Genomic DNA, 18,855 nt, shown 5'->3' on the forward strand with positions numbered 1-18,855 from the left:
CCAGGCTGCCGAGCCCGCCGCGGTGGCCCACCCACACCTCGCCGCGCCCGGCGGGCAGCCGCACCGCGGCCCAGCCGCCGGTGGTCCCGGCTCGCGGGCGCGCATCGGCCAGCTCGTCGCGGTCCACGCCGACCCGCGCCCCGTCTGCCTGGACGTGCACGAGGTTCCAGCCGGGCAGGTTCGGCACGATCGTCACCTCGACCGTGCCGGCCCCGATGTCCACCTGGCCGGCCGTGGCGACGCCCGGCACCGGCTCCGCCGGCCGTAGCACGATCGCCCGCGCGGTCCCGGCGACCATGGCCATCGCCACCAGGGCGGCGCCGACCCGGACGCCCACCAGCGTCCCTCGCCGGCGCGGGCGGCTGACCGTGAACCACGCCAGGCCGACCAGGGCGAGCACCACCCCGGTGTGCAGGTCGGTCGCGGTCGCCGCGGCGGTCCCGCCATCGAGCCAGGCCCGGCCGAACGCCAGCACCGCGAGCAGCGTGCACAGGCCGAACACCCACGGCGCCGCCGCGTGCAGCCGGGCCACGGTCGGCGCGAACCGGCGGTCGCGTGACCGGATCACGTACATCGGCACGGCGAGCGCCGCGAGCAACGCCGGCACCGTCTGTTCCGGCAGCGCCAGCCCGCCGGAGAGCAGCAGCTCCAGCGCGGCCGCGGCGGCTGCGGCGATGACCACCCAGAACGTCGTCCGCCGGTCCGGCTCGGGCAGGAAACCGCGCAGCAGGGCGAAACCCGCCACCGTCGGGACCGCGACGAACAGGGCGACCCGCAGCACGAGCGGCCCGATGCTGAGCCCGACGGTCAGGACGTGGTCGTGCCCGCCGCCCGCCGCCAGGGCGACCACGGGCTCAGGCGTTCGCGGTGGCGGTTGCTCGGACCCGGGCCGGCCGGCACGAACAGGTCATCTCCGCGACCTCGTCCGGCCGCGGCCGCAGGTGGTAGACCATCGCCACCACCATCGGGACGAAGACGACCGCGTTGTAGAACAGGTGCAGCTCGACCCGGGCGAAGAGGAGCTGGGCGATGCTGGTCGGCACGGGCTTGCCCATCAGGTTGGCGCCGGTGATCGCCTGCAGCAGCAGGAGCAGATGCTCGAAGTGGTGCCACACCTGGATCCACATCGCCACGTTCCACCACGTCCGGGACCGGCCGGTGAACCCGTGCCGCAGCGCTACGAACGACACCAGCATCACGACGGCGAAGCCGTAGTGCAGCCATTCCGACTTGGCCAGCCACGGGAAGGCCAGGCCGAGCGCGCCGCCCGCCGCCGGCCGCGGCCAGCCCAACAGGTAGATCTGGGCCGCCTGCGCGAGGTGTTCGACCCAGTGGGCGACCACCACGATCGTGAACACCATGAGCGCGGCCTTGTGGTGCCGGGTGTTCAGCAGGCCGCCCTGGCCGAGCCAGCGCTTCTCGTCAACCGCAGTGGTCACTGGTTGCTCCACTCGTCGAAGGGGCCTCGCCCGAAGCGAGATCGCGCGTTGTGCCGGCACAACGCCTGGTCGGGGTGATGTGTACGGAAATCGTGCGTTGTCAACGGGTTCGGCCGCATCTTCGGTGATGCGCGGCCCCCACGGCGGGTGCGGTGGGGGCCGCGCTCCTGTTCCCGCGACGGATCACGTCACGCGGCGTCGCCCGGGGCGTGCACCGGGCTGTTCTGATACGCGGTCAGGCGCCATTCTCCGTCGTCCTTGACGACCACCCAGGTGGCGCGAATCGCTCGTGCCTCGGACACCTCGGTCTCCCCGGGCGCCAGCACCCCGCCCTTGCTGATGACCACCGCGGTGTTTCCGTGGACCTCCAGGTCGATGGGCTGCCCGGTCACCTGAGTGCCCTGGTAGGGGCCCGCGAACGCCTGGGTCATGAAGGCACGGATGTCGGCTTGTCCCTTGCGGAAGACGCCAGGCAGGATCATGGTGCCGTTCTCCGTGAAGACGCGGGCGAAGGCATCCCCATCGTGCGCTGCCCACGCTTCGGTGATTCGGTGGAGAACGGAGGTGATCGCGGCCTGGTCGGCGGAACGGTCGATGGTCGTCATCGGCACTCTCTTTCTCGGCGAAACGAGACGTCGCTCATCAGGCGAAACGGATCTCGCGGATCAAGTCAGTGTGGTTGCAACGGTTACTCGTGGCATCTTTCGTACTGTCGGATTCACCCCCTGTCGGCTTGCGCGCCCTCTAACTGATCGTCAACTTATGTTCGCGCATCCAGATGTCCACCTCGAGCAGCGGAATCAGGAGGTGCGCCGTGCTGACGTGGGTCATCGTCGGGCCGTAACCATCGGCCAGTTCCCGCACGCGCCGGTGGTCGAGCAGCCCGGACATCGGCGATGACGGGTCGTCGAGCAGGCCGAGCACCGCCCCGCGAACCGCCGCCTCATGCGCGGGGGCGTGCATCGCCGGATACCCGGACTTCGGCCGGGTGAGGATCTCCTCCGGCAGCAGGTCCGCGGCGGCCATCCGCAGCAGGCTCTTCTCCCGACCGTCGGCGACCTTCATCGACCACGGCACGTTCCACACGTACTCGAGCAGCCGGTGGTCGCAGAACGGCACGCGGACCTCGAGGCCGACAGCCATGCTCATCCGATCCTTGCGGTCGAGCAGCATCGCCAGCGGGCCGTGCAGGCTGAAGAACAGCACCTCGCGCATCCGCGCGTTCTGCTCGTCCTCCCCGGTCAGCCGGGGCACCTGGTTGCGGAGGGAGCCGTAGCGGTCTTGCTCGAACTCCGCGGGTCGAAGAGCCGTGCGTAGGTCCGGGGCGAGGCAGTCAGCGAGGCGAGGCGCGTCACCCATCCACGGAAAGCGGTCCCGCCACACGGTCTTCGGGTCGTGGAACCACGGGTATCCGCCGAAGACCTCGTCCGCCGCCTCACCGGAGAGCGCGACCGTGGAACGCTCGCGCAGCGCGGCGAACATCAGGTACATCGAGGAGTCGAACTGCCCAAGGCTGGGCAGGTCCCGAGCTCGCCGAGTGAGCGGGATGGCCCGCTCGACCGCCTCGGCGTCCAGGACGACGTCGACGTGCTCGGTGCCGATGTGCTTGGCCGCGAGCGCCGCGTACGGGGCGTCCCGCTCCGGTCGCAGCGTCGTGGGGCGGAAGTCGGCCTCCTCCCCGTCGAACCGCACCGAGAAAGACGACAGCGGGCCTTCGCCGGACCGGTCGAGGGCACGCGCGGCAAGTGCCGTCACCGTGCTGGAGTCCAGGCCGCCCGAGAGCATCGTGGCTCGCGGCACATCTGCCACCAGTTGCCGGTCGACGATGTCGACCAGCAGCTCACGGACCGTCCGCACCGTCGTCTCGAGATCGTCGGTGTGCTCGTGGCTCACCAGCCGCCAGTACGGATGCTCGTGGCTGCCGCGCCGGTCGATGGTGACCACGTGGCCGGGCTTGACCTCACGCAGGCCGTCGACAGGCGTCTCGCCGGGCACCGCGAGCCGGGGGTTGAGCAGGATCGTCAGGGCCTCCGCGGAGACGGCCGGCCGGAAGTCCGGATGGGCCAGGATCCCCTTGGGTTCGGAGGCGAACAGCACCCCGAACGGTTGCGGCGCGTAGTACAGCGGCTTGACGCCGAGCCGGTCGCGGGCGAGCACCAGCACGTCGCGCACCGAGTCCCACACCGCGAACGCGAACATCCCGTTGAGCCGCTCGACGCACCCCGCGGCCCATTCGACGTAGGCGCGGAGCAGGACCTCGGTGTCCGACGAGGTGCGGAACCGATGCCCCAGCCGACCGAGCTCGCCGCGCAGCTCACGGAAGTTGTAGATCTCGCCCGCGTAGGCGAGCACCACCGGACGGCGCTCGGGTCCCACCTCGGTCAGCATCGGTTGCGCGCCACCGGCCACGTCGATGACGGCGAGCCGTCGGTGGCCGAGGGCGGCGTGCGTGCCGAGCCAGGTGCCCCGATCGTCGGGCCCTCGCTCGCGCATGGTGTCGGTCATGACGTCGAGGAGGCCCTGCTCCCCGCGAAGGTCCCTGGAGTAGTCGAGCCATCCGACGAAGCCGCACATCAGTTACTCGCCTTCGCGTCGGGTGCGCCGGTTGTCATCGGCAGCACGGCCTTCTCGAATGCCCGCTGGTCGCCGGCGAAGATTCCGTCGTCGCGAGGCCACGGCACCACCACATCGGTGAACCCGACCTCGGCACAGCGGCCGACGACGTCGGCGAGCCGCTCCGGCGAGTCGAACGGGTCGGACACCACCCGGCTGAGGTTCACGAGCCTGCGCAGCCGGTCCGGCGGTCGGGCCACCCGTGCACAGGCCGCGTCGACACCCACGAGCTGGCGCCGCCACGTCCGGAAGGCGGCATCCTCGGTCCGCCATTCCGGTCGTGCCGAGTCGCCGGTGGTGACCCAGATGTCACCGAGGTCCGCGGCGAGGCGCATGCCACGAGGACCCGCGGCGGCCACGGCGAGTGGCGTCCGGGGCCGCTGGACGCATCCGGGCGAGAGCCACACGTCCTCCGCCGTGTAGTACCGACCGGCGAAGGTCGTCGCCGGGTGGCGGAGCAACCGGTCCACCAGGGTCACGAACTCCGCGAACCGCTCGCCACGCTCCGGGCGTGACGGCACGGGACCGCCGAGGGCGGTGTTGTCCAGGTCGTGCGCCCCGGCACCGATGCCGAGCACGAACCGGCCTTCGCTCAGCTGGTCGACCGCCATCGCCTGTTTGGCCATGAGCACCGGGTGTCGGAAGTTCGGCGATGCGACCAGGGTGCCCAGCGCGATCCGGCTCGTGGCGGCCGCGGCCGCCGTCAGGGTCGTCATCGCGTCGAACCACGGCCGTTCGCGCGGCGTTCGCCACGTCAGGTGGTCGGGGACCCAGGCGTGGTCGAAACCGAGATCCTCGGCCCGGCGCCACACGTCGAGAACGCTGCGCCCCGGGTGCTCCGGCAGCAGCAATGCCCCGAGCCGTGCTGCGGTACCCATCTCACACCTCCAGCACCTGGCCGGCCGGCTTCCCGACGCCGACCGACTGCTTGCGCAACGCATATCCGCCGGCCAGGACCGTTCCCATCCCAGCGACCAGGAACACGCCGGCGAGCACGAACCAGCCAGTGACGCCCCACTCGACCAGCAGGAGCGTCATGACGCCCGGCGCGACCGCCAATGCGGCCGCCTGACCGGTGTTGAACATGCCCTGGTACTCCCCGTGCGCGTCGTGCGGGGTCAGGCCGACCGACAGGCCGAAACCGCTGCCCATGAAAAAGAGCTCACCGACGACGTGGACCGCGGCCGCGATGACCAGTACGACGAGCACCGTGACGCCCGCGCGGTGGTAGCTGGTCGCGAAGACGAAACAAGAGGCGGCGAGCAGGACTCCCGACCACAGGGCGAGCCGCGTGGCGCCGCGGACGGTCGCACCCGCCCTGGTCACCCGGTTCTGGAACAGGACGATCGTCACCGCGTTGAAGCCGATGAGCACACCCATGATCCAGGACGCCGAGCCGGTGTGCTGCGCGATCCACAGCGGTACCCCGGAGGTGAGCATTCCCCAGCACAGCGCCAGCAAGCCGTTCAGCAGGGTGAGCAGCAGGTACGGTCGGTCCCGCAGCACCAGCATGTTGCGTTTGATCATGCGATCGCGCAACGACGGCACGTGTGGCACCAGCCGCAGCATTCCCGCGCAGCCGAGATTCACCGCGCCGCAGAACACGATCAGCGCGAGGTAGGCCGCACGGCTGTCGATCGTCAGCACCACGGCACCGAAAGCCGCACCCACCACGATCCCCGCCTGAGTCATCACGCGGGTGGTCGAGATGGCGTCGAGGCGCTCCTCGTCGTTGCACAGGCCGGAGATCACCGCGATGCGAATACCGGGGACCGACCGTTCTGCCGCCACCATCACGCACGTCACGGCCACTACCGTCCAGAAGTCGCTCACGAAGAGATAACAGAGGACGGCGACGCCCTCGACGGCCTGGAGCGCGATCAGGACCTCGCGAGTGCCGAGCCGGTCAGCCAGGTAACCGAACGGCCCGCCCGCGAACATGCCGACCAACCCCGCGGTGGTGATGCCGATGCCGAACTCGGCGGGTGAGAGCCCGACCGACCGGATGAAGAACAGCGCACAGCACGTGAACCAGGCGCCCTTGCCGAACGAGAGAACCAGCGACGCCAGGTAGATCGTGCCGACCGGCCGACGCCACCAGGCCATGGTCAGGTAGGCCGGCCGCCGCAGCCCTCCCGGCACTCCCTTGATGTCGGTCACCCCCACCCCCTCGCGAGGGTTCTTATCGCGGTGCTGAACCGGGCCGCGTGGTCGCCGAGGTCGACGTCGACCCGCGTGGGAACCGGAAGCTCCGGCCCGGACAACGTACATCTGATGAATGTCGGTGCCGAGCAGTTGGCCAGCGCGCCGCGCAACAGCTCCGTCAGATCGTCGGCGGTGTCGGCCTCGTGGGTGCGGGGATAACCACATGCCCGCGCGAGTGCGCCCAGGTCCGGCCGGGACGGCACTGCCTGGCCTCCTGTCGACGCGTATCGGCCGTCGTCGAGCACCACGTGGACCAGCGGCAGGGAACGGTGGCCGCCGGCGATGATCAGGCCGACCGGATTCATCAACACGGCACCGTCGCCGTCGACCACAACGGTGGCCAGTCCGCTCTGCCGGGCGATCCCGAGCCCGATCGAGGATGCCAGGCCCATGGAGCCGGTCATGTAGAAGTGGTTCGGTCGGTCGGCGATCGCTCTGGCGATCCGGCACGCGTGGCCGGTGGTGAACACGATCGGCCGTTCCGCGGCCACCTCGATGATCGCGTGGACCGCGTCGTTCTTGTTCATGCACACCAGCCGAAGACCGGCGGTGGCACCAGGAGTGCGGCCGATCTGCCTTCGAGCTGAACCGTGTCCGCGGCCCAGGTGACCGAGCTCGCGAATCCCTGGTCCCGGTCGAGGGTGCGCGCCGCGATCCCAAGGCCGTCGAGCAGGCCCGCGGTGAGCCTGCCCATTGCCCGATTCTCCTGCGTCGGGTCCGGATCGACCCCGCGGAGGCTGACGATCAGCAGCATGCCGAGCCGGTACGGTTCGACGAGCGAGGCGAGCGCGTTGACGGACTGACCGAGCCCTGAGTTTTGCATGAGCACCACCGGGAACCGTCCGACCAGTGCGGCTCCCGCGGCCACTCCGACGGCGTTGTCCTCCCTGGCCACCGTGAGCAGTTCGGCCCGCTCCTGGAGCTCACGGTAGAGCGGCGCCAGGATCCCACACGGCGTCCCGAGGAACGGGCCGAAGCCGGCGACCACCAGGTCGTCGCAGAGCTGCCGCGCGATGTCCACGGTCGCGCCATGGTGTACTGCGGTCATCGGTCGATCACCTCTCGGCATTGACATCGGCCCGGTCCTCGACGACCGGCAGACCGGACAGGAACTCGTCCAGGTCGACCGTGCGTGCACCGTGCACCCCTGGACCGTCGCAACGGATGTCCGTCCTGGCCGGCCGGGTGCCGTCGAAGAAGTGCGTCGTGACCAGCTGGTCGGACTTGTCGACGGTGAGCATTGGGGTGGCGACCAGCAGATCGCGGATCAGCGGCGTGTCCCTGGCCGCCCGAAGGTACACCCGCCGTCCACCGTAGTGGTTCCCGGCCAGGACGACCGCGGGGTGGAAGCGCCGCTTGAACTGGAAGACTCCCTTACCAGGGAACGGATCCGCGCTGGAGAAGTCGATCCGCCGCACTCCGTTGCCGGCGGCCCATTCCATGGCCAGGTAGTACACGGCCTTCACCGCACCACTTCGATAGTGCGTCTCGTCCCCGTCCAGCACACCGAGCAGTCGCATCCGCAAGGTCTGGTGTCCGTCCTCCAGCCTGCACAGGACACCGGCAACCCGTTTGTCGCTCTCGTTGACGAAGAGGAGTAGTCCCTTGTGGAACAACGCGTGCAACGCGACCTTCCAGTCGGCGCTGCGTGCTCCCTCGCCGTGCCGAACCGCCATCGTGGGCAGGTGCATCCGCTCGTAGAAGAACTCCAGGTCGGCTTCGCTGTCGCCGACCTCGGCCGTCCACTGGTGGGTGCGGCGGAGCTTCGTGAACTGGCGCCGTTCGTTGGTGGACACCGTCCGGTACATGGCCTGTGCGTCCCCGGTGATGTCCAGCACCATGTGCACATTGAACGGCAGCACCACCGCATGCGCCGTGGGCAGGGCGAATGCCCTGCGTCGTGCGCAGCCGAGAAGGACGAGGTCGGCGTCGGGAGCGCTGAGGCCACCGCGCATCCTACGCCACGTGACCGGCGGGCCATCCACTGTGGATGGTGGCCCGCACAGTGCCGCCTGCTGCTCGGCCAGGTACGACAGAGCGTAGGTCGGGCCCTCCGGGAAGCCTTGGTACTCGATGGTCAGCGCTCGGTCGGCACCGGTCGACCGTACGGATGAGAACCGGCGTCCTGGCAGGCTCGCCCACAGCCGGCGGCCGGTCGCCCACGCGCCCGTCCCGTTCGTCCAGTGGTATCGGACCTGGGCGAGAGTGGGGGATATGCGGGAGGTCATGCGGCGTCCGCGACGGCGGAAGCCGGCATTGCGGCCTCGGCGATGATTCGCTGGAGATCGGTGGCGTCGGCGACCGCGCACAGCGAGCGGTGCGGGATCGGCGCGAACTCCGTCGCGTCGTATGAGCCGGACCCGTGGACGATGACCTCGTCGGTGTCGAGCAGCCCTCGGTCGATGCCGTTGAGAACGCCGGTCATCGCCATCACGAGTGACCACTCGCGCAGCGCCCGCGGATCGGCCGGCAGGGTGACCCCGGCGTTGGCCAGCAGCACCCGGATCTGGGCGTAGCGCGTCAGACACTCGTGCAGGGAGACGACGATGCCACCGCCGCCCTGAGTCCGAATGATCCGGTTCATGGCCGGTGACGTGGCGGGAGACCGCGTGTAGAAGGTCGACTCGAGGTCCTCGGCGGGATCGAACGTCGTGCGCGGATACCTTGGGGTGGCATCCTGGTGGTACAGACCGGACTCCGGGTCGGCGCGGTACACCGGCGGGTCCATCTCGTGGAGGCTGAGCACCATGTCGGCGGTTGCCAGGTGCTGTACGAGGAAGTACTGCGGCCGGGCCGCGGTGCCCGGTAGCAATGTCGTCCCGAAGTGATGGCCGAGCAGACCGAAGGCACTTGACACCGAGTGTGCGTGGGTCCTGGTGGTGCCGTGGGCCGGCGGCGCGATCGTGTGCTCGGCGAAGGCGCGGACCGTGTCGGCGCACTGATAGTTCGCTATGTCCATCGTGTGCCACAGTCGTACGCCCGTGGTGAGGAAGAGCTCCTTGGCGCAGGCCCGGAGAGCGTCCTTGGCGATCTCCTTGACGTGGGCAGGCTGTGCCCTGTCGAGTACGCACATCGGGTTGAGCGCGGCCAGCTCGCCGTCCTGGTCCAGCGCGGAGGACCACAGCTTCGGGCGGGCCACGTCGGGAACGATCGTCACGACCTGGAGTTGGCCCGGGTCGACGAGTCCGGCACGGTAGGCGCGGAGCACCGCGTCGCGGAGTGCGGTCGCCTTGTTCGCTGACGAGGGAGTCAGGATCATCACCCGCTCGCCGGTCCGGTTGATGTGGCGTACGGCGCGAGCCACGATGACGAGCGAGGCCAGTGTCTTGACCGTACGCGTTCCCGGGTTGCCGGTGAGATCGAGGAGCGCGAGCCGGGACCGTCCCGCCGTACCCAGGTCGGCGAACCGCAGATTCGCGACTGAGAAGAAATCGGTCAGTTCGGGGGTCAACTCCGGCAGATCGAACTCGGGCTCGAAATCCGCACCGGCGGCATGTGATGTGCCGATGACGGCCGTCGCACGTCGCAACTCGTCGTAGAACTCGACAGCGTTGACGGTCCGCTGACCCCACGAAACAGTCATGCTCTGCCCTTCGGCTCCGAATCGGACTACTTGAGGATTATTCGTTCACCTGCGGACTCCGGACATCTCCCGAGTTGCTCGGGAGATATCGACCCGGACGCCGCGGATCGCGGAGCCGCCGCGGCACCTCACCACCGCCCTACCGTCGTGCGGGATCAGATGTAGAGGGTGTTGGGCTCCTGTCCGCAGAGAATTCGCCCGTACAGTTCGGCGTTCGTGTTCGGGTTCATCAGAGCGTGCAGGTTGATGGCCTGGATGTCGCGGGCGATTCGTTGGATCGGCACGTCCCGGTAGATCGACGACCCACCGCTCGCCGCGTTGAGGATGTCGACCGCGTCCTTGGCCAGCCGGCATGCGGCGCCCAGGTCGGCGCGGGCCAGGACCCGCTCCTCCAGCTTCCACGGCGTGCCCTCGGCGGCCTTGGTGTCGACCGTCGACGCGAGACGATGGGCGTGGAACTGCGCCTCGTCGATCTTCAAGGACGCGTCGGCGACCTGGTGGTGGGTCAGTGGGGCAGCAGCCTGCTGCTCGTAGGACGTGTAGGTGATCTTGCGGTTGGGGAGCCGCTCGAGGAATGTGTCCTTGGCGGCCTTGGCCAGTCCGATCGCGGTGCCCACCGAGGACGCGGAGGCGACCGGCAGCAAGGGGGGCCGGTACATCGGCGAGTCGGCGTTGAGCGTCGAGGCGCCCTGCGCCTCGAGTACCGCGCCCAGCGGCAGTACGCGCTCCTGCGGGATGAAGAGGTCCTGGGCGATCGTGGTGACGCTGCCGCTGCCGCTGAGGCCGGACGTGTACCAGTCGTCGACGACCGTCAGGTCCGACATCGGGACCAACGCCATGATCGGCGCCGGTTCGCCCTCCGGCCCGGCGAGGATGGCGATGATCTCCTGCCAGTGACTGTGCGGCGCGCCGCTGATGAAGCCCCACTTGCCGTTGACCACGACGCCGCCGTTCGCCGGGACGGCCATGCCGCCCGGGCTCAACGTCCCGCACACCCGTACGTCCGGGGTCGAGAAGACGGCATCCTGGACCTCGTCCGGGAACAGACCGGTCATCCACGTCGGGATCCAGTACACCGACGCTGTCCACGCGGTGGATCCGTCCGCGCGGGCGAGCTCGGTCGCCACGTCCACCAGGGTGCGGGTATCGGACTCGTATCCGCCGTATCGGGCAGGTACCCGCATCTTGAAGATGCCGGCTTCGGCCAGGGCCTCGATCGACTCGTCGTGGATTCGCCGGTTTTCCTCGGCCCACGACGCCCTTTTCTGAAGAGCTGGTACCAGATCGGATGCGCGACGAACAAGTTGGTCCCGCGCCGGAACGGTGGTCACGACCATTTCCTCCCTGGAAATATGTAGGAGAGACCTTGCGACATGCGGCCGGTCAACAGCCGTAGCCGATGCTCACCTGTCAACCGTCGCACCGGCTCCTGGCGCCTTCATCTTCTGGTTTGCCTACTTCTCGAGGCGGACGAGCACGGTCCGGTTACGCCCGGCGTCGGCCGATGTTAGATTCGTGGCGGCCGAGTCGACGAGGAGAGTCATGAAGTACGTGCTGATAATCTGTGGCGCCGAGGTCGACCTCCTGGACTCGGTCGGGCGCCCCAAAGCGTCTGGCTGCGAGGGCTGGAACGACGAGTTGAAGGCCAAGGGCATGCTGCACAGCGAGGCCGGCCTGCGGCCGCCCAGCGAGGCCACCACGGTACGGGTACGCGGCGATGACGTGCTCGTCGTGGATGGGCCCTTCGCGGAGACCAGAGACCAGATCGGCGGATTCACCCTGATCGAGTGTGCCGATCTCGACGAGGCCATCGAGGTCGCCGCCAAACATCCGGTGGCGAAGCAGGGGTCGATCGAGATCAGGCCGCTCTGGGAGTAGCGCCGGCCGCCCTCAGGTCCTCGACATGATCTCCGCGAGCCGCCGGTCCAGGTAGCGGCGTTCGGTGTCGGTGCCGGCGAGCTTGATCGCCTCCTGGTAGGCCTCGACGGCATCCGCGTTGCGGTTCAGGCGGCGCAGCAGGTCGGCCCGGGTCGCGGGGAGCAGATGGTATCCGTCCAGTTCGCCCGACTCCGCCAGCGCCTCGACCAGCGCCAGGCCCGCCGCGGGCCCCTCGGCCATCCCGACCGCCACCGCCCGGTTCAGTTCCACCACCGGCGACGGAACCAGCCGCGTCAGCTGCTCGTACAGCTCGGCGATGTGTTTCCAGTCCGTGTCGGCCGAGTCACGAGCGGTGGCGTGGCATGCCGCGACGGCCGCTTGGAGCTGGTACGGAGCGATCCGTCCGTGCCGCAACGCCAGCTCCAACTGCTCGACGCCCTCGGCGATCTCGGCCTTGTCCCACTGGCTTCGGTCCTGGTGCTCAAGGGTCACCAGGTCTCCCGCGTCGTCGACGCGGCTGCTGCGGCGAGCGTCGTGCAAGAGCATCAGGGCGAGATTCCCGCGCACCTCGGGTTCGTCGGGCATCAGCTCCACCAGGACCCGGGTCAGCCGGATGGCTTCGCCGCTCAGGTCCGGCCGCAGGAAGTCCTCACCCGCCGTAGCGCTGTAGCCCTCGGTGAACAGCAGGTAGAGCACGCCCAGGACCGCGGTCAGCCGCTCGGGCAGCAGGTGCGTCGGCGGCACCCGGTACGGGATGCCCGCATTGCGGATCTTCTGCTTGGCCCGCACCAGCCGCTTGGCCATGGTCGTCTCCGGCACCAGAAACACGCGGGCGATCTCCGCCGTGCTCAGTCCGGCCAGGGTGCGCAGCGTCAGCGCCACCCGCGCCTCCAGCGACAGGGCCGGGTGGCAGCAGGTGAACATCAGCCGCAACTGGTCGTCCCGGACGCCGCTGACGGCCGCCGCGTCGTCCGGCGGGCTCTCCTCGTGCCGCGTGACGGCCATCTCCCGCAGCTTGGCGGCACCCACCGCGTCACGACGCAGCCGGTCGATGCCGCGGTTGCGCGCCGTGGTGGTCAACCAGGCACCGGGCCGGTCCGGGATACCGTGCTGCCGCCACCGGTCGAGGGCCATCGTGAAGGCGTCCTGAGCGCACTCTTCGGCCAAGTCCCAATCGCCGGTGACGCGGATCAGCGTCGCGACGATCGGACCCCACTCCTGCCGGAACGCCGCGGCCACGGCGCCGGCGACCTCCTCCTGGTTCACCGTGACCAGACCGGCCTGCGCGGAGTCGAGATGCGGGTCATAGCACGAAGGTAGCACCTTGTAACCCGGCGACAACGGAACAGCACGACGTGCCGAGGCGAGCGGCCCGCGGTGCGTCGGGCCGCTCGCTCTCCGTAGTCGAATCAGCTCCTGATGGGGGTGACCTCCGTGGTCATGGTGGTGAACCCGCGAACAGTGGCCCGGTGCACGCGCTTCAACTGCGCAGCATCGATGTCGTAGTCGGCGACGCGGGCGGCGAGCTCCTCCAGCACGATCCTCGCCTGCAGGCGACCAAGCAGGTTGCCCAGGCACGTGTGCGGTCCCTTGCTGAAGCTGAGCACCCCGGTCGCGTCGCGGCTCACGTCGTATTTGTGGGGTTCGGGGAAGACCCTCCCGTCCCGGTTGGCCGCGCCGAGCAGGAGCACGAGCTGGGCGCCCTGGGGAATGGTGACGTCGTGCAGCACGATGTCTTCGTTCACGTGGCGGTTCACCATCTGAACGGCCGAGTCGTACCGCAGAGTCTCCTCCACCCAGCCGCGGATGCCGCCCGCCATGGCGACCTTGCGCTGCTCCGGGTTCCGCCACGCCCAGTACCAGGCGTTGGAGATGAGGTCGATCGTGGTCTGGGTGCTGGCCCCGCCCAACAGGTGGAGAAAGGCCACGATCTCGTGGTCGGTCAGGCCTCGCCCGTCGACCTCCGAGCTGACGAGGGAGGACAGCAGGTCATCGCTCTGCACGCGGCGTTTCTCGGCGACCAGGCCAACGTAGTACTCGGTCAGGTCGTAGAATGCCTTCATCTCCTTGGGCGAGATGTCGACGGCTCCGTCCTCACGGTGGACCGTGCCGTCGAGCAGGCGTTGCGCCAGTTCCTGGTCGGCCTCCGGCACCCCGACCACCATGGAGATCGTGGCCATCGGAATCGTTTTGGAGAGGTCGACGACGAAGTCGAACTTGCCACGCTCGACCGCCGCCTCCACGTTGCGGCGCGCCAACTGCCGGATGCGCGGCTCCAGCGCCGCGACCTTCCGCGGCGTGAAGCTGTCCGACACGAGCGCGCGGAACTGCGTGTGCTCGGGCGGGTCCATCGCGACCATGGAGTGCATCTTTGCCGCGTCTGGCTTCCAGAAGTCCCGCTCGAGCAGCGGCCCATGCGAGTTGGACAGCCGGTCGCTGTCCCGCAGCGCGGCGCCGACGTCCGCGTGCCGCGTCAAGGCGAATAGATCGAACTCCTCGCTGTAATATACCGGCGCCTCATCCTGCATCCGCGCATAGGTAGGATACGGATCAGCCTGGAACTCGTAGTCGAACGGGTTGTAGTCGATGTCCATCGAGAACTCCAATAAGTCTGCGTTCCGGCTGCGCAACAGCGATGACTACTTGGTCGGGGTAGCGGCCTGGCCACGGCCATTCTCACCCGGTTCGGTCCTGCGCGGCCTCTCCTGAAATGCGGTCCTCGGCCCGATACGTCCAGCACCTTCAGAGATGCGTCTCCGGAGCGGCGGATGCGACCGTCATTGTTGGTGAACCGTCGCGAAGAGGCCCCAGCTGAGCCAGGCGCCTTGGCTCGCTGACGCGGCCACGTCCCATACCGATCTAGGGAGTCATCCATGGACAATCGTTGTCCCTTCCGGCTGGACCCGACCGGCCGCGACATTCATGCGGAAGCCGACCGGCTGCGCGCCCAAGGCCCGGCGACGCGTGTGGAGCTGCCCGGCGGAGTCGTGGCGTGGTCCCTCAACGGCTACCGCGTCATCAAGCGGGTGCTGACCGACCCGCGGGTCACGAAGAGCGCCCGCAACCACTGGCCGGCCTTCATCAACGGCGAGATCCCCCCGGACTGGGAGATGATCAGCTGGATCGCCATGGACAACATGGTCACCGCGTACGGCAAGAACCACGTCCGGCTGCGCAAGCTGGTCGGGAAGGCCTTCACCCCGCGCCGCACCGAGGCCGTCCGACCCCTCGTGGTCGAGCTGACCAACGAGCTGCTGGATGCTCTGGAGGCCACCGCCAAACCCGGTGAGGTGGTGGACCTGCGGCAACGGTTCGCCTACCCGCTGCCCGCGCGGCTGGTGGCCGACCTGATCGGCATGTCGGAGTCCGCCCGGGTCGAGACTGCCAAGGTCATGGACCTGATGGTGGACACCACCGTCGGCCCCGAGCAGGCTCAGGCGATCCTGATGGGGTGGCGGAACGCGATGGCCGAGCACATCGAGGCCAAGCGCCGCAACCCGGGCGAGGACATCACGAGCGACCTGATCGCCGCCCAGGAGGACGGGACTCGGCTGACCGAGAACGAGCTGACCGACACCATCTTCGCGATCCTGGGCGCCGGCTCCGAGACCACCATCAACTTCTTCGACAACGCGATCACCGCCCTCCTCACGCATCCCGACCAGCTGGCCATGGTCACCTCCGGTCGGGTCGGGTGGGAGAACGTCATCGACGAGGTGCTGCGGGTCGAGTCGCCACTCGCGCACCTGCCACTGCGCTACGCCGCCGAGGACGTCGAGCTGGACGGCGTGACGATCCCGAAGGGAGACCCGATCCTCGTCAACTACAGCGCCATCGGGCGGGACCCGGACCTGCACGGCGACGACGCCGGCACCTTCGACATCACCCGGTCCGACAAGGAGCACCTGTCCTTCGGCTTCGGCCCGCACTACTGCCTCGGCGCGGGCATCGCGCGCACGGTGGCGACGATCGGCCTGTCCACGCTCTTCAGCCGCTTCCCCGATCTGAGCCTCGCGAGCCATCCCGATGACCTGCAGCCGCTGCCGACGTTCATCATGAACGGTCATCGCTCGCTGCCGGTCCGCCTGACCGCCTCGGCCTCGGTCCCGGCGGGAACGAGCGCGCACTGACCCGAATGTCCACCGCACACGGCGAAGCGATCTGGGCACGCCCAGATCGCTTCGCCGTGTCGATCGCCTCGCCGGGTCAGGCGGCTTGCCTCGAGCCGCGCAGCACGCGCGTGACCATGCCCGGGGTGAGCAGCTTGGTCGGTGGGTCCACCAGGCCCGCCACCCGCATGAACGTTCTCGTGACAGCGCCGTCCTGGCTCGCGGCGGCCTGCAGCCGTCGCATGTAGGCGTTCATCACCCGCACCTTCGCGTTACGCTGCCCGGCGACCTGCGGGAAGCTGAGGTCGCCCCCGGCCGAGATCTCCCACGGCACATCGATGACGGCCGCGATGTCGCGCAGCCAGCGCCTGGGCTCCGGCGCGGCGCCCTGCCGCAGATGACTCCGCAGGGTGACCGCCTCCAGCGCCGCCACCGTCATCCCCTGCCCGTACACCGGGTTGAAGCTGCATGCCGCGTCGCCGGTCACCAGCAGCCGGTCCGGGAACCGGGTCAGGCGCTCGTAGCGACGTCGGACACTTGCCGGATAACGGAACGACACCGGATCGCTGAGCGGTTCGGCATCCTGGATCACGTCATAGATGTCCGGCACGGGCAGCGACCGTACGAACTCGAGGAAGCCGTCCGGATCGGTCGGCGCACTGTCGCCCAGCACTCCCGTCAGGGACAGGATGCACCGGTTGCCCTCGATCCTGGAGAAGAACGCCCCACGGGGGTGCGAGGGTGACGAGACCGGGTTGATCGACAGGTCGCCGTTCAGGATCTCGTCCGAACGGAGCCGGTACAGGCGGGTGGTGTAACTGAGATCGATCTTGACGCGGTCCTCTGCCGGTCGCTCGTAGCCGAGCTCCGCGAGCCAGGCCGGTGTCCGCGACCCGCGACCGGTGGCGTCGATGACCAGATCTGCCTCCAGGACCTGCTCGCCGCCGTCCCGGGACTGCACGCGCGCCCCGGTCACCCGCCCGTGGTCCGGGGTCGTGACCAGCCCGAGGATGTCGCACGCCTCCAGCAGCCGCACGTTGGGCAGCGCGGCGGTCCGGGTCCTGATGTGGTTCTCCAGCACCGGCCGGGTGGCCGATACGCAGACCAACCCGGTGTCGGCCGGGCGGAGCCGCCGCCCGTTGAAGTACCAGCGCAGCCCGCCGAGGTCGCCCGTCGGGACGCCGTCAGCGACGGCCTGCTCGGTGAACCCCGGGAACAGCTCCTCGAGGATCCGCTGGCCACGCGCCAGTAACCCGTGCACATGGCGCCCTTGGGGGACACCGCGCCGCGCGGTCCGCACCCCGGTGAGCTCATCGCGGTCGACCACCAGGACCTCGTCGTAGGCGTCGGCGAGCACCCGGGCGGCCAGCAGGCCCGCGACGCTTCCGCCAAGCACTAGGGCACGCTCGCCCACCACATCACTCTTGCCCATACCGAACCTCCGTCGAGACGCCGGTTGTCATCACGTCGCCAACCATCACGAGCACCACCTCAGGGCTCCAGGTGAGCGAACTGACCGGAAAAACGGCCCGGTCCGGCCGGACCGCGGTAGGCCTGAGCGAGGTCCAGCCACCGGTCGGCGTCGGCGCCGACGGCCTTCACCGCGAGGTCGTCGCGGTGCCGGCGGCGGGTCGCCAGCAGGCAGAAGTCGACGGCCGGGCCGGTGATCCGCTGCTCGGCGTCGGCCGGGCCGAACTCCCAGACCTGTCCGGACGGGGCGGTGAGCTCATACCGGAACTGGACGTCCGGCGGGGTCAGGCCGCGCGCCTGATAGCCGAACTCCCAGACGAGGACCACGAATCCGACCAGGTGCTTGATCCTGTCGGTGTACTCGCGCCGCACCTCCAGCGCGTCCGCGATGTCCTGTCCGTGCCCGAACAGCTCCATGATCCCGGCACACGCCAGGACGGCCGGTGGGAGGGGCCGGACCAACCACGGCACGGTCTGGTTGCCCGGCACGGCGGCCAGCGCCTCCACCGCGAACGTACGCTCCGCCCGCCAGCGAGCCAGCACCTCCGCCGGCTGGTCGAGGTATTCCTCCACCTTCGCGTTCACGGCGGCGGCGAGATCCTGGTCCGCGGCGGGGAGCATTTCCTTGAACTCGGCAGGATCGGCCGCCGCCGTCCCGGCCAGGTGGAAGATGAAGGCCAGATGCGCGATCTGGTGCGCGATGGTCCACCCGACAGCCGGGGTGGGGAGGTCCCACTGGGCCTCGCCCAGATCGGCCACCAGTTTGTCGACCTCGCGGCTCTCCGCGGCGAGGTCCTGGAACACGTACTGCAGGTCGTTCACTTGAGGGGTCCTCTTTCTCAGCGGCGGATCCGGAGATCCGGGTTCGGTATGTGCTCGCTCGCGGTCCGCTGAGGCCGATCAGGAACGTGTTGACCATGCGGTCCGTGGAAGCCGACACAAATCCACGCGTGGATAGGTTCCCGCTGACTCATCGTCCAGGGCGGAGCGCATCGGCGCGTCTTCCAGAATGCCGATTCGATGAGCTGTTCATGCCACCCTGGAAGATGCCGGGTCGAGAGGAATCCTTGACGCTCAAAGGCATGTCATCCCGCAGACGAAACGTGTTCTGGGCGGGCGCCCTAACCGTCGTGGTGGGTGTCCTGTTGCATTTCCCCGACTTCCTGATGGCGGGGCGCCACGGCGATATGGTCATGATGGCCGGTATGGGGATGTCCGCCCAGATGACGGTGGGGATGGTGCTCATCGTGGTCGGCGTGTGCATGGCGGGCTGGGCCGTGCTGCCCTCGAGGCGGCCCTCCGGCGCGCGGATCGGCCTACTGGGAGACGCGCGGTTCCGGTCGATCGACGGCGCCCGGCTGACCCGTGCGCACTGGGCGCTGATCTCCATCCTGACGCTCGGGCTGGTGATCGACACGATGAAGCCGGCGACGCTGGGGTTCGTGGTGCCCGGGATGTCGGAGGAGTACGGGATGAGCACCCAGCAGACCGCGATGTTCCCGTTCACCGCGATCGCCGGCACGGTGGTGGGTTCCCTGGTGTGGGGCTATCTCGCCGA

17 protein-coding genes and 1 pseudogene are annotated in these 18,855 nt (G+C 69.0%); 3 read left to right on the forward strand and 15 right to left on the reverse strand.

The features are described from left to right. From GEV28_RS34870 to GEV28_RS34920, 11 genes are all read right to left on the reverse strand, one after another. The coding region (locus GEV28_RS34870) for a DUF6239 family natural product biosynthesis protein (protein WP_291417354.1) at positions 1–850 on the reverse strand (850 nt) is incomplete at its 3' end. A 4-nt stretch (positions 851–854) separates the two neighbouring features. Continuing rightward, a complete protein-coding gene (locus tag GEV28_RS34875; RefSeq protein ID WP_291417356.1) occupies positions 855–1,439 on the reverse strand; it encodes a hypothetical protein in 585 nt (194 codons plus the stop codon). A 188-nt stretch (positions 1,440–1,627) separates the two neighbouring features. Next, positions 1,628–2,044 carry an SgcJ/EcaC family oxidoreductase gene (locus GEV28_RS34880; protein ID WP_291417358.1) on the reverse strand — a complete coding sequence of 139 codons (417 nt, stop codon included), beginning with the start codon at positions 2,042–2,044 and terminating at the stop codon, positions 1,628–1,630. Between the two features lie 139 nt (positions 2,045–2,183). Then, positions 2,184–4,013 carry an asparagine synthase (glutamine-hydrolyzing) gene (asnB, locus tag GEV28_RS34885; protein ID WP_291417360.1) on the reverse strand — a complete coding sequence of 610 codons (1,830 nt, stop codon included), beginning with the start codon at positions 4,011–4,013 and terminating at the stop codon, positions 2,184–2,186. Further along, positions 4,013–4,930, reverse strand: a complete 918-nt coding sequence (locus GEV28_RS34890) for an LLM class flavin-dependent oxidoreductase (protein ID WP_291417362.1) — start codon at positions 4,928–4,930, stop codon at positions 4,013–4,015. The genes asnB and GEV28_RS34890 overlap by 1 nt, the downstream gene beginning before the upstream one ends. 1 nt (position 4,931) lies before the next feature. After that, positions 4,932–6,212, reverse strand: a complete 1,281-nt coding sequence (locus GEV28_RS34895) for an MFS transporter (RefSeq protein WP_291417364.1) — start codon at positions 6,210–6,212, stop codon at positions 4,932–4,934. Further along, complete coding sequence (locus GEV28_RS34900) at positions 6,209–6,784, reverse strand: thiamine pyrophosphate-dependent enzyme (protein ID WP_291417366.1); 576 nt, start codon at positions 6,782–6,784, stop codon at positions 6,209–6,211. Before GEV28_RS34900 ends, GEV28_RS34895 begins: the two co-directional genes overlap by 4 nt. Further along, complete coding sequence (locus tag GEV28_RS34905) at positions 6,781–7,305, reverse strand: hypothetical protein (RefSeq protein ID WP_291417368.1); 525 nt, start codon at positions 7,303–7,305, stop codon at positions 6,781–6,783. The genes GEV28_RS34900 and GEV28_RS34905 overlap by 4 nt, the downstream gene beginning before the upstream one ends. 7 nt (positions 7,306–7,312) lie before the next feature. Beyond that, positions 7,313–8,485, reverse strand: coding sequence for a GNAT family N-acetyltransferase (locus GEV28_RS34910; protein ID WP_291417369.1), 1,173 nt, complete (start codon positions 8,483–8,485; stop codon positions 7,313–7,315). Then, positions 8,482–9,840: a DUF6002 family protein gene (locus tag GEV28_RS34915; protein WP_291417371.1), complete on the reverse strand. Its 1,359-nt coding sequence runs from the start codon at positions 9,838–9,840 to the stop codon at positions 8,482–8,484. The genes GEV28_RS34910 and GEV28_RS34915 overlap by 4 nt, the downstream gene beginning before the upstream one ends. Positions 9,841–9,995: 155 nt before the next feature. Continuing rightward, positions 9,996–11,177 (reverse strand): acyl-CoA dehydrogenase family protein, encoded by a 1,182-nt coding sequence (locus tag GEV28_RS34920; RefSeq protein ID WP_291417373.1) that lies wholly within the window; start codon positions 11,175–11,177, stop codon positions 9,996–9,998. Between the two features lie 205 nt (positions 11,178–11,382). On the opposite strand from GEV28_RS34920, the gene GEV28_RS34925 reads away from it, so the two are divergent. Next, positions 11,383–11,718 (forward strand): YciI family protein, encoded by a 336-nt coding sequence (locus GEV28_RS34925; RefSeq protein ID WP_291417375.1) that lies wholly within the window; start codon positions 11,383–11,385, stop codon positions 11,716–11,718. Positions 11,719–11,730: 12 nt separating this feature from the next. On the opposite strand, the gene GEV28_RS34930 is transcribed toward GEV28_RS34925, so the two are convergent. Both GEV28_RS34930 and GEV28_RS34935 read right to left on the reverse strand, forming a co-directional pair. Further along, on the reverse strand, positions 11,731–12,984 hold the full coding sequence (locus tag GEV28_RS34930) for an RNA polymerase sigma factor (protein ID WP_291417386.1): 1,254 nt from the start codon (positions 12,982–12,984) through the stop codon (positions 11,731–11,733). 143 nt (positions 12,985–13,127) lie between these two features. Continuing rightward, positions 13,128–14,312, reverse strand: coding sequence for a cytochrome P450 (locus GEV28_RS34935; protein ID WP_291417377.1), 1,185 nt, complete (start codon positions 14,310–14,312; stop codon positions 13,128–13,130). Positions 14,313–14,591: 279 nt separating this feature from the next. Between GEV28_RS34935 and GEV28_RS34940 the strand changes: the two genes are divergently transcribed. Then, the gene (locus GEV28_RS34940; protein ID WP_291417379.1) at positions 14,592–15,848 is read left to right on the forward strand and encodes a cytochrome P450; all 1,257 of its coding nucleotides are present in this window, start codon (positions 14,592–14,594) and stop codon (positions 15,846–15,848) included. 76 nt (positions 15,849–15,924) lie between these two features. Here GEV28_RS34940 and GEV28_RS34945 read toward each other — a convergent pair whose 3' ends face one another. Together GEV28_RS34945 and GEV28_RS34950 are read right to left on the reverse strand one after the other, a co-directional pair. Further along, positions 15,925–17,259, reverse strand: a complete 1,335-nt coding sequence (locus GEV28_RS34945) for an FAD-dependent monooxygenase (RefSeq protein ID WP_291417381.1) — start codon at positions 17,257–17,259, stop codon at positions 15,925–15,927. Positions 17,260–17,318: 59 nt separating this feature from the next. Continuing rightward, positions 17,319–18,119, reverse strand: a complete 801-nt coding sequence (locus tag GEV28_RS34950; protein ID WP_291417384.1) for a TIGR03084 family metal-binding protein — start codon at positions 18,117–18,119, stop codon at positions 17,319–17,321. A gap of 260 nt (positions 18,120–18,379) precedes the next feature. On the opposite strand from GEV28_RS34950, the pseudogene GEV28_RS34955 reads away from it, so the two are divergent. After that, positions 18,380–18,855: pseudogene (locus GEV28_RS34955) on the forward strand (hypothetical protein); the annotation flags it as partial.

Source organism: Actinophytocola sp. (genome assembly GCF_009379765.1).
In the GTDB taxonomy this organism is placed as follows: domain Bacteria; phylum Actinomycetota; class Actinomycetes; order Mycobacteriales; family Pseudonocardiaceae; genus Actinophytocola.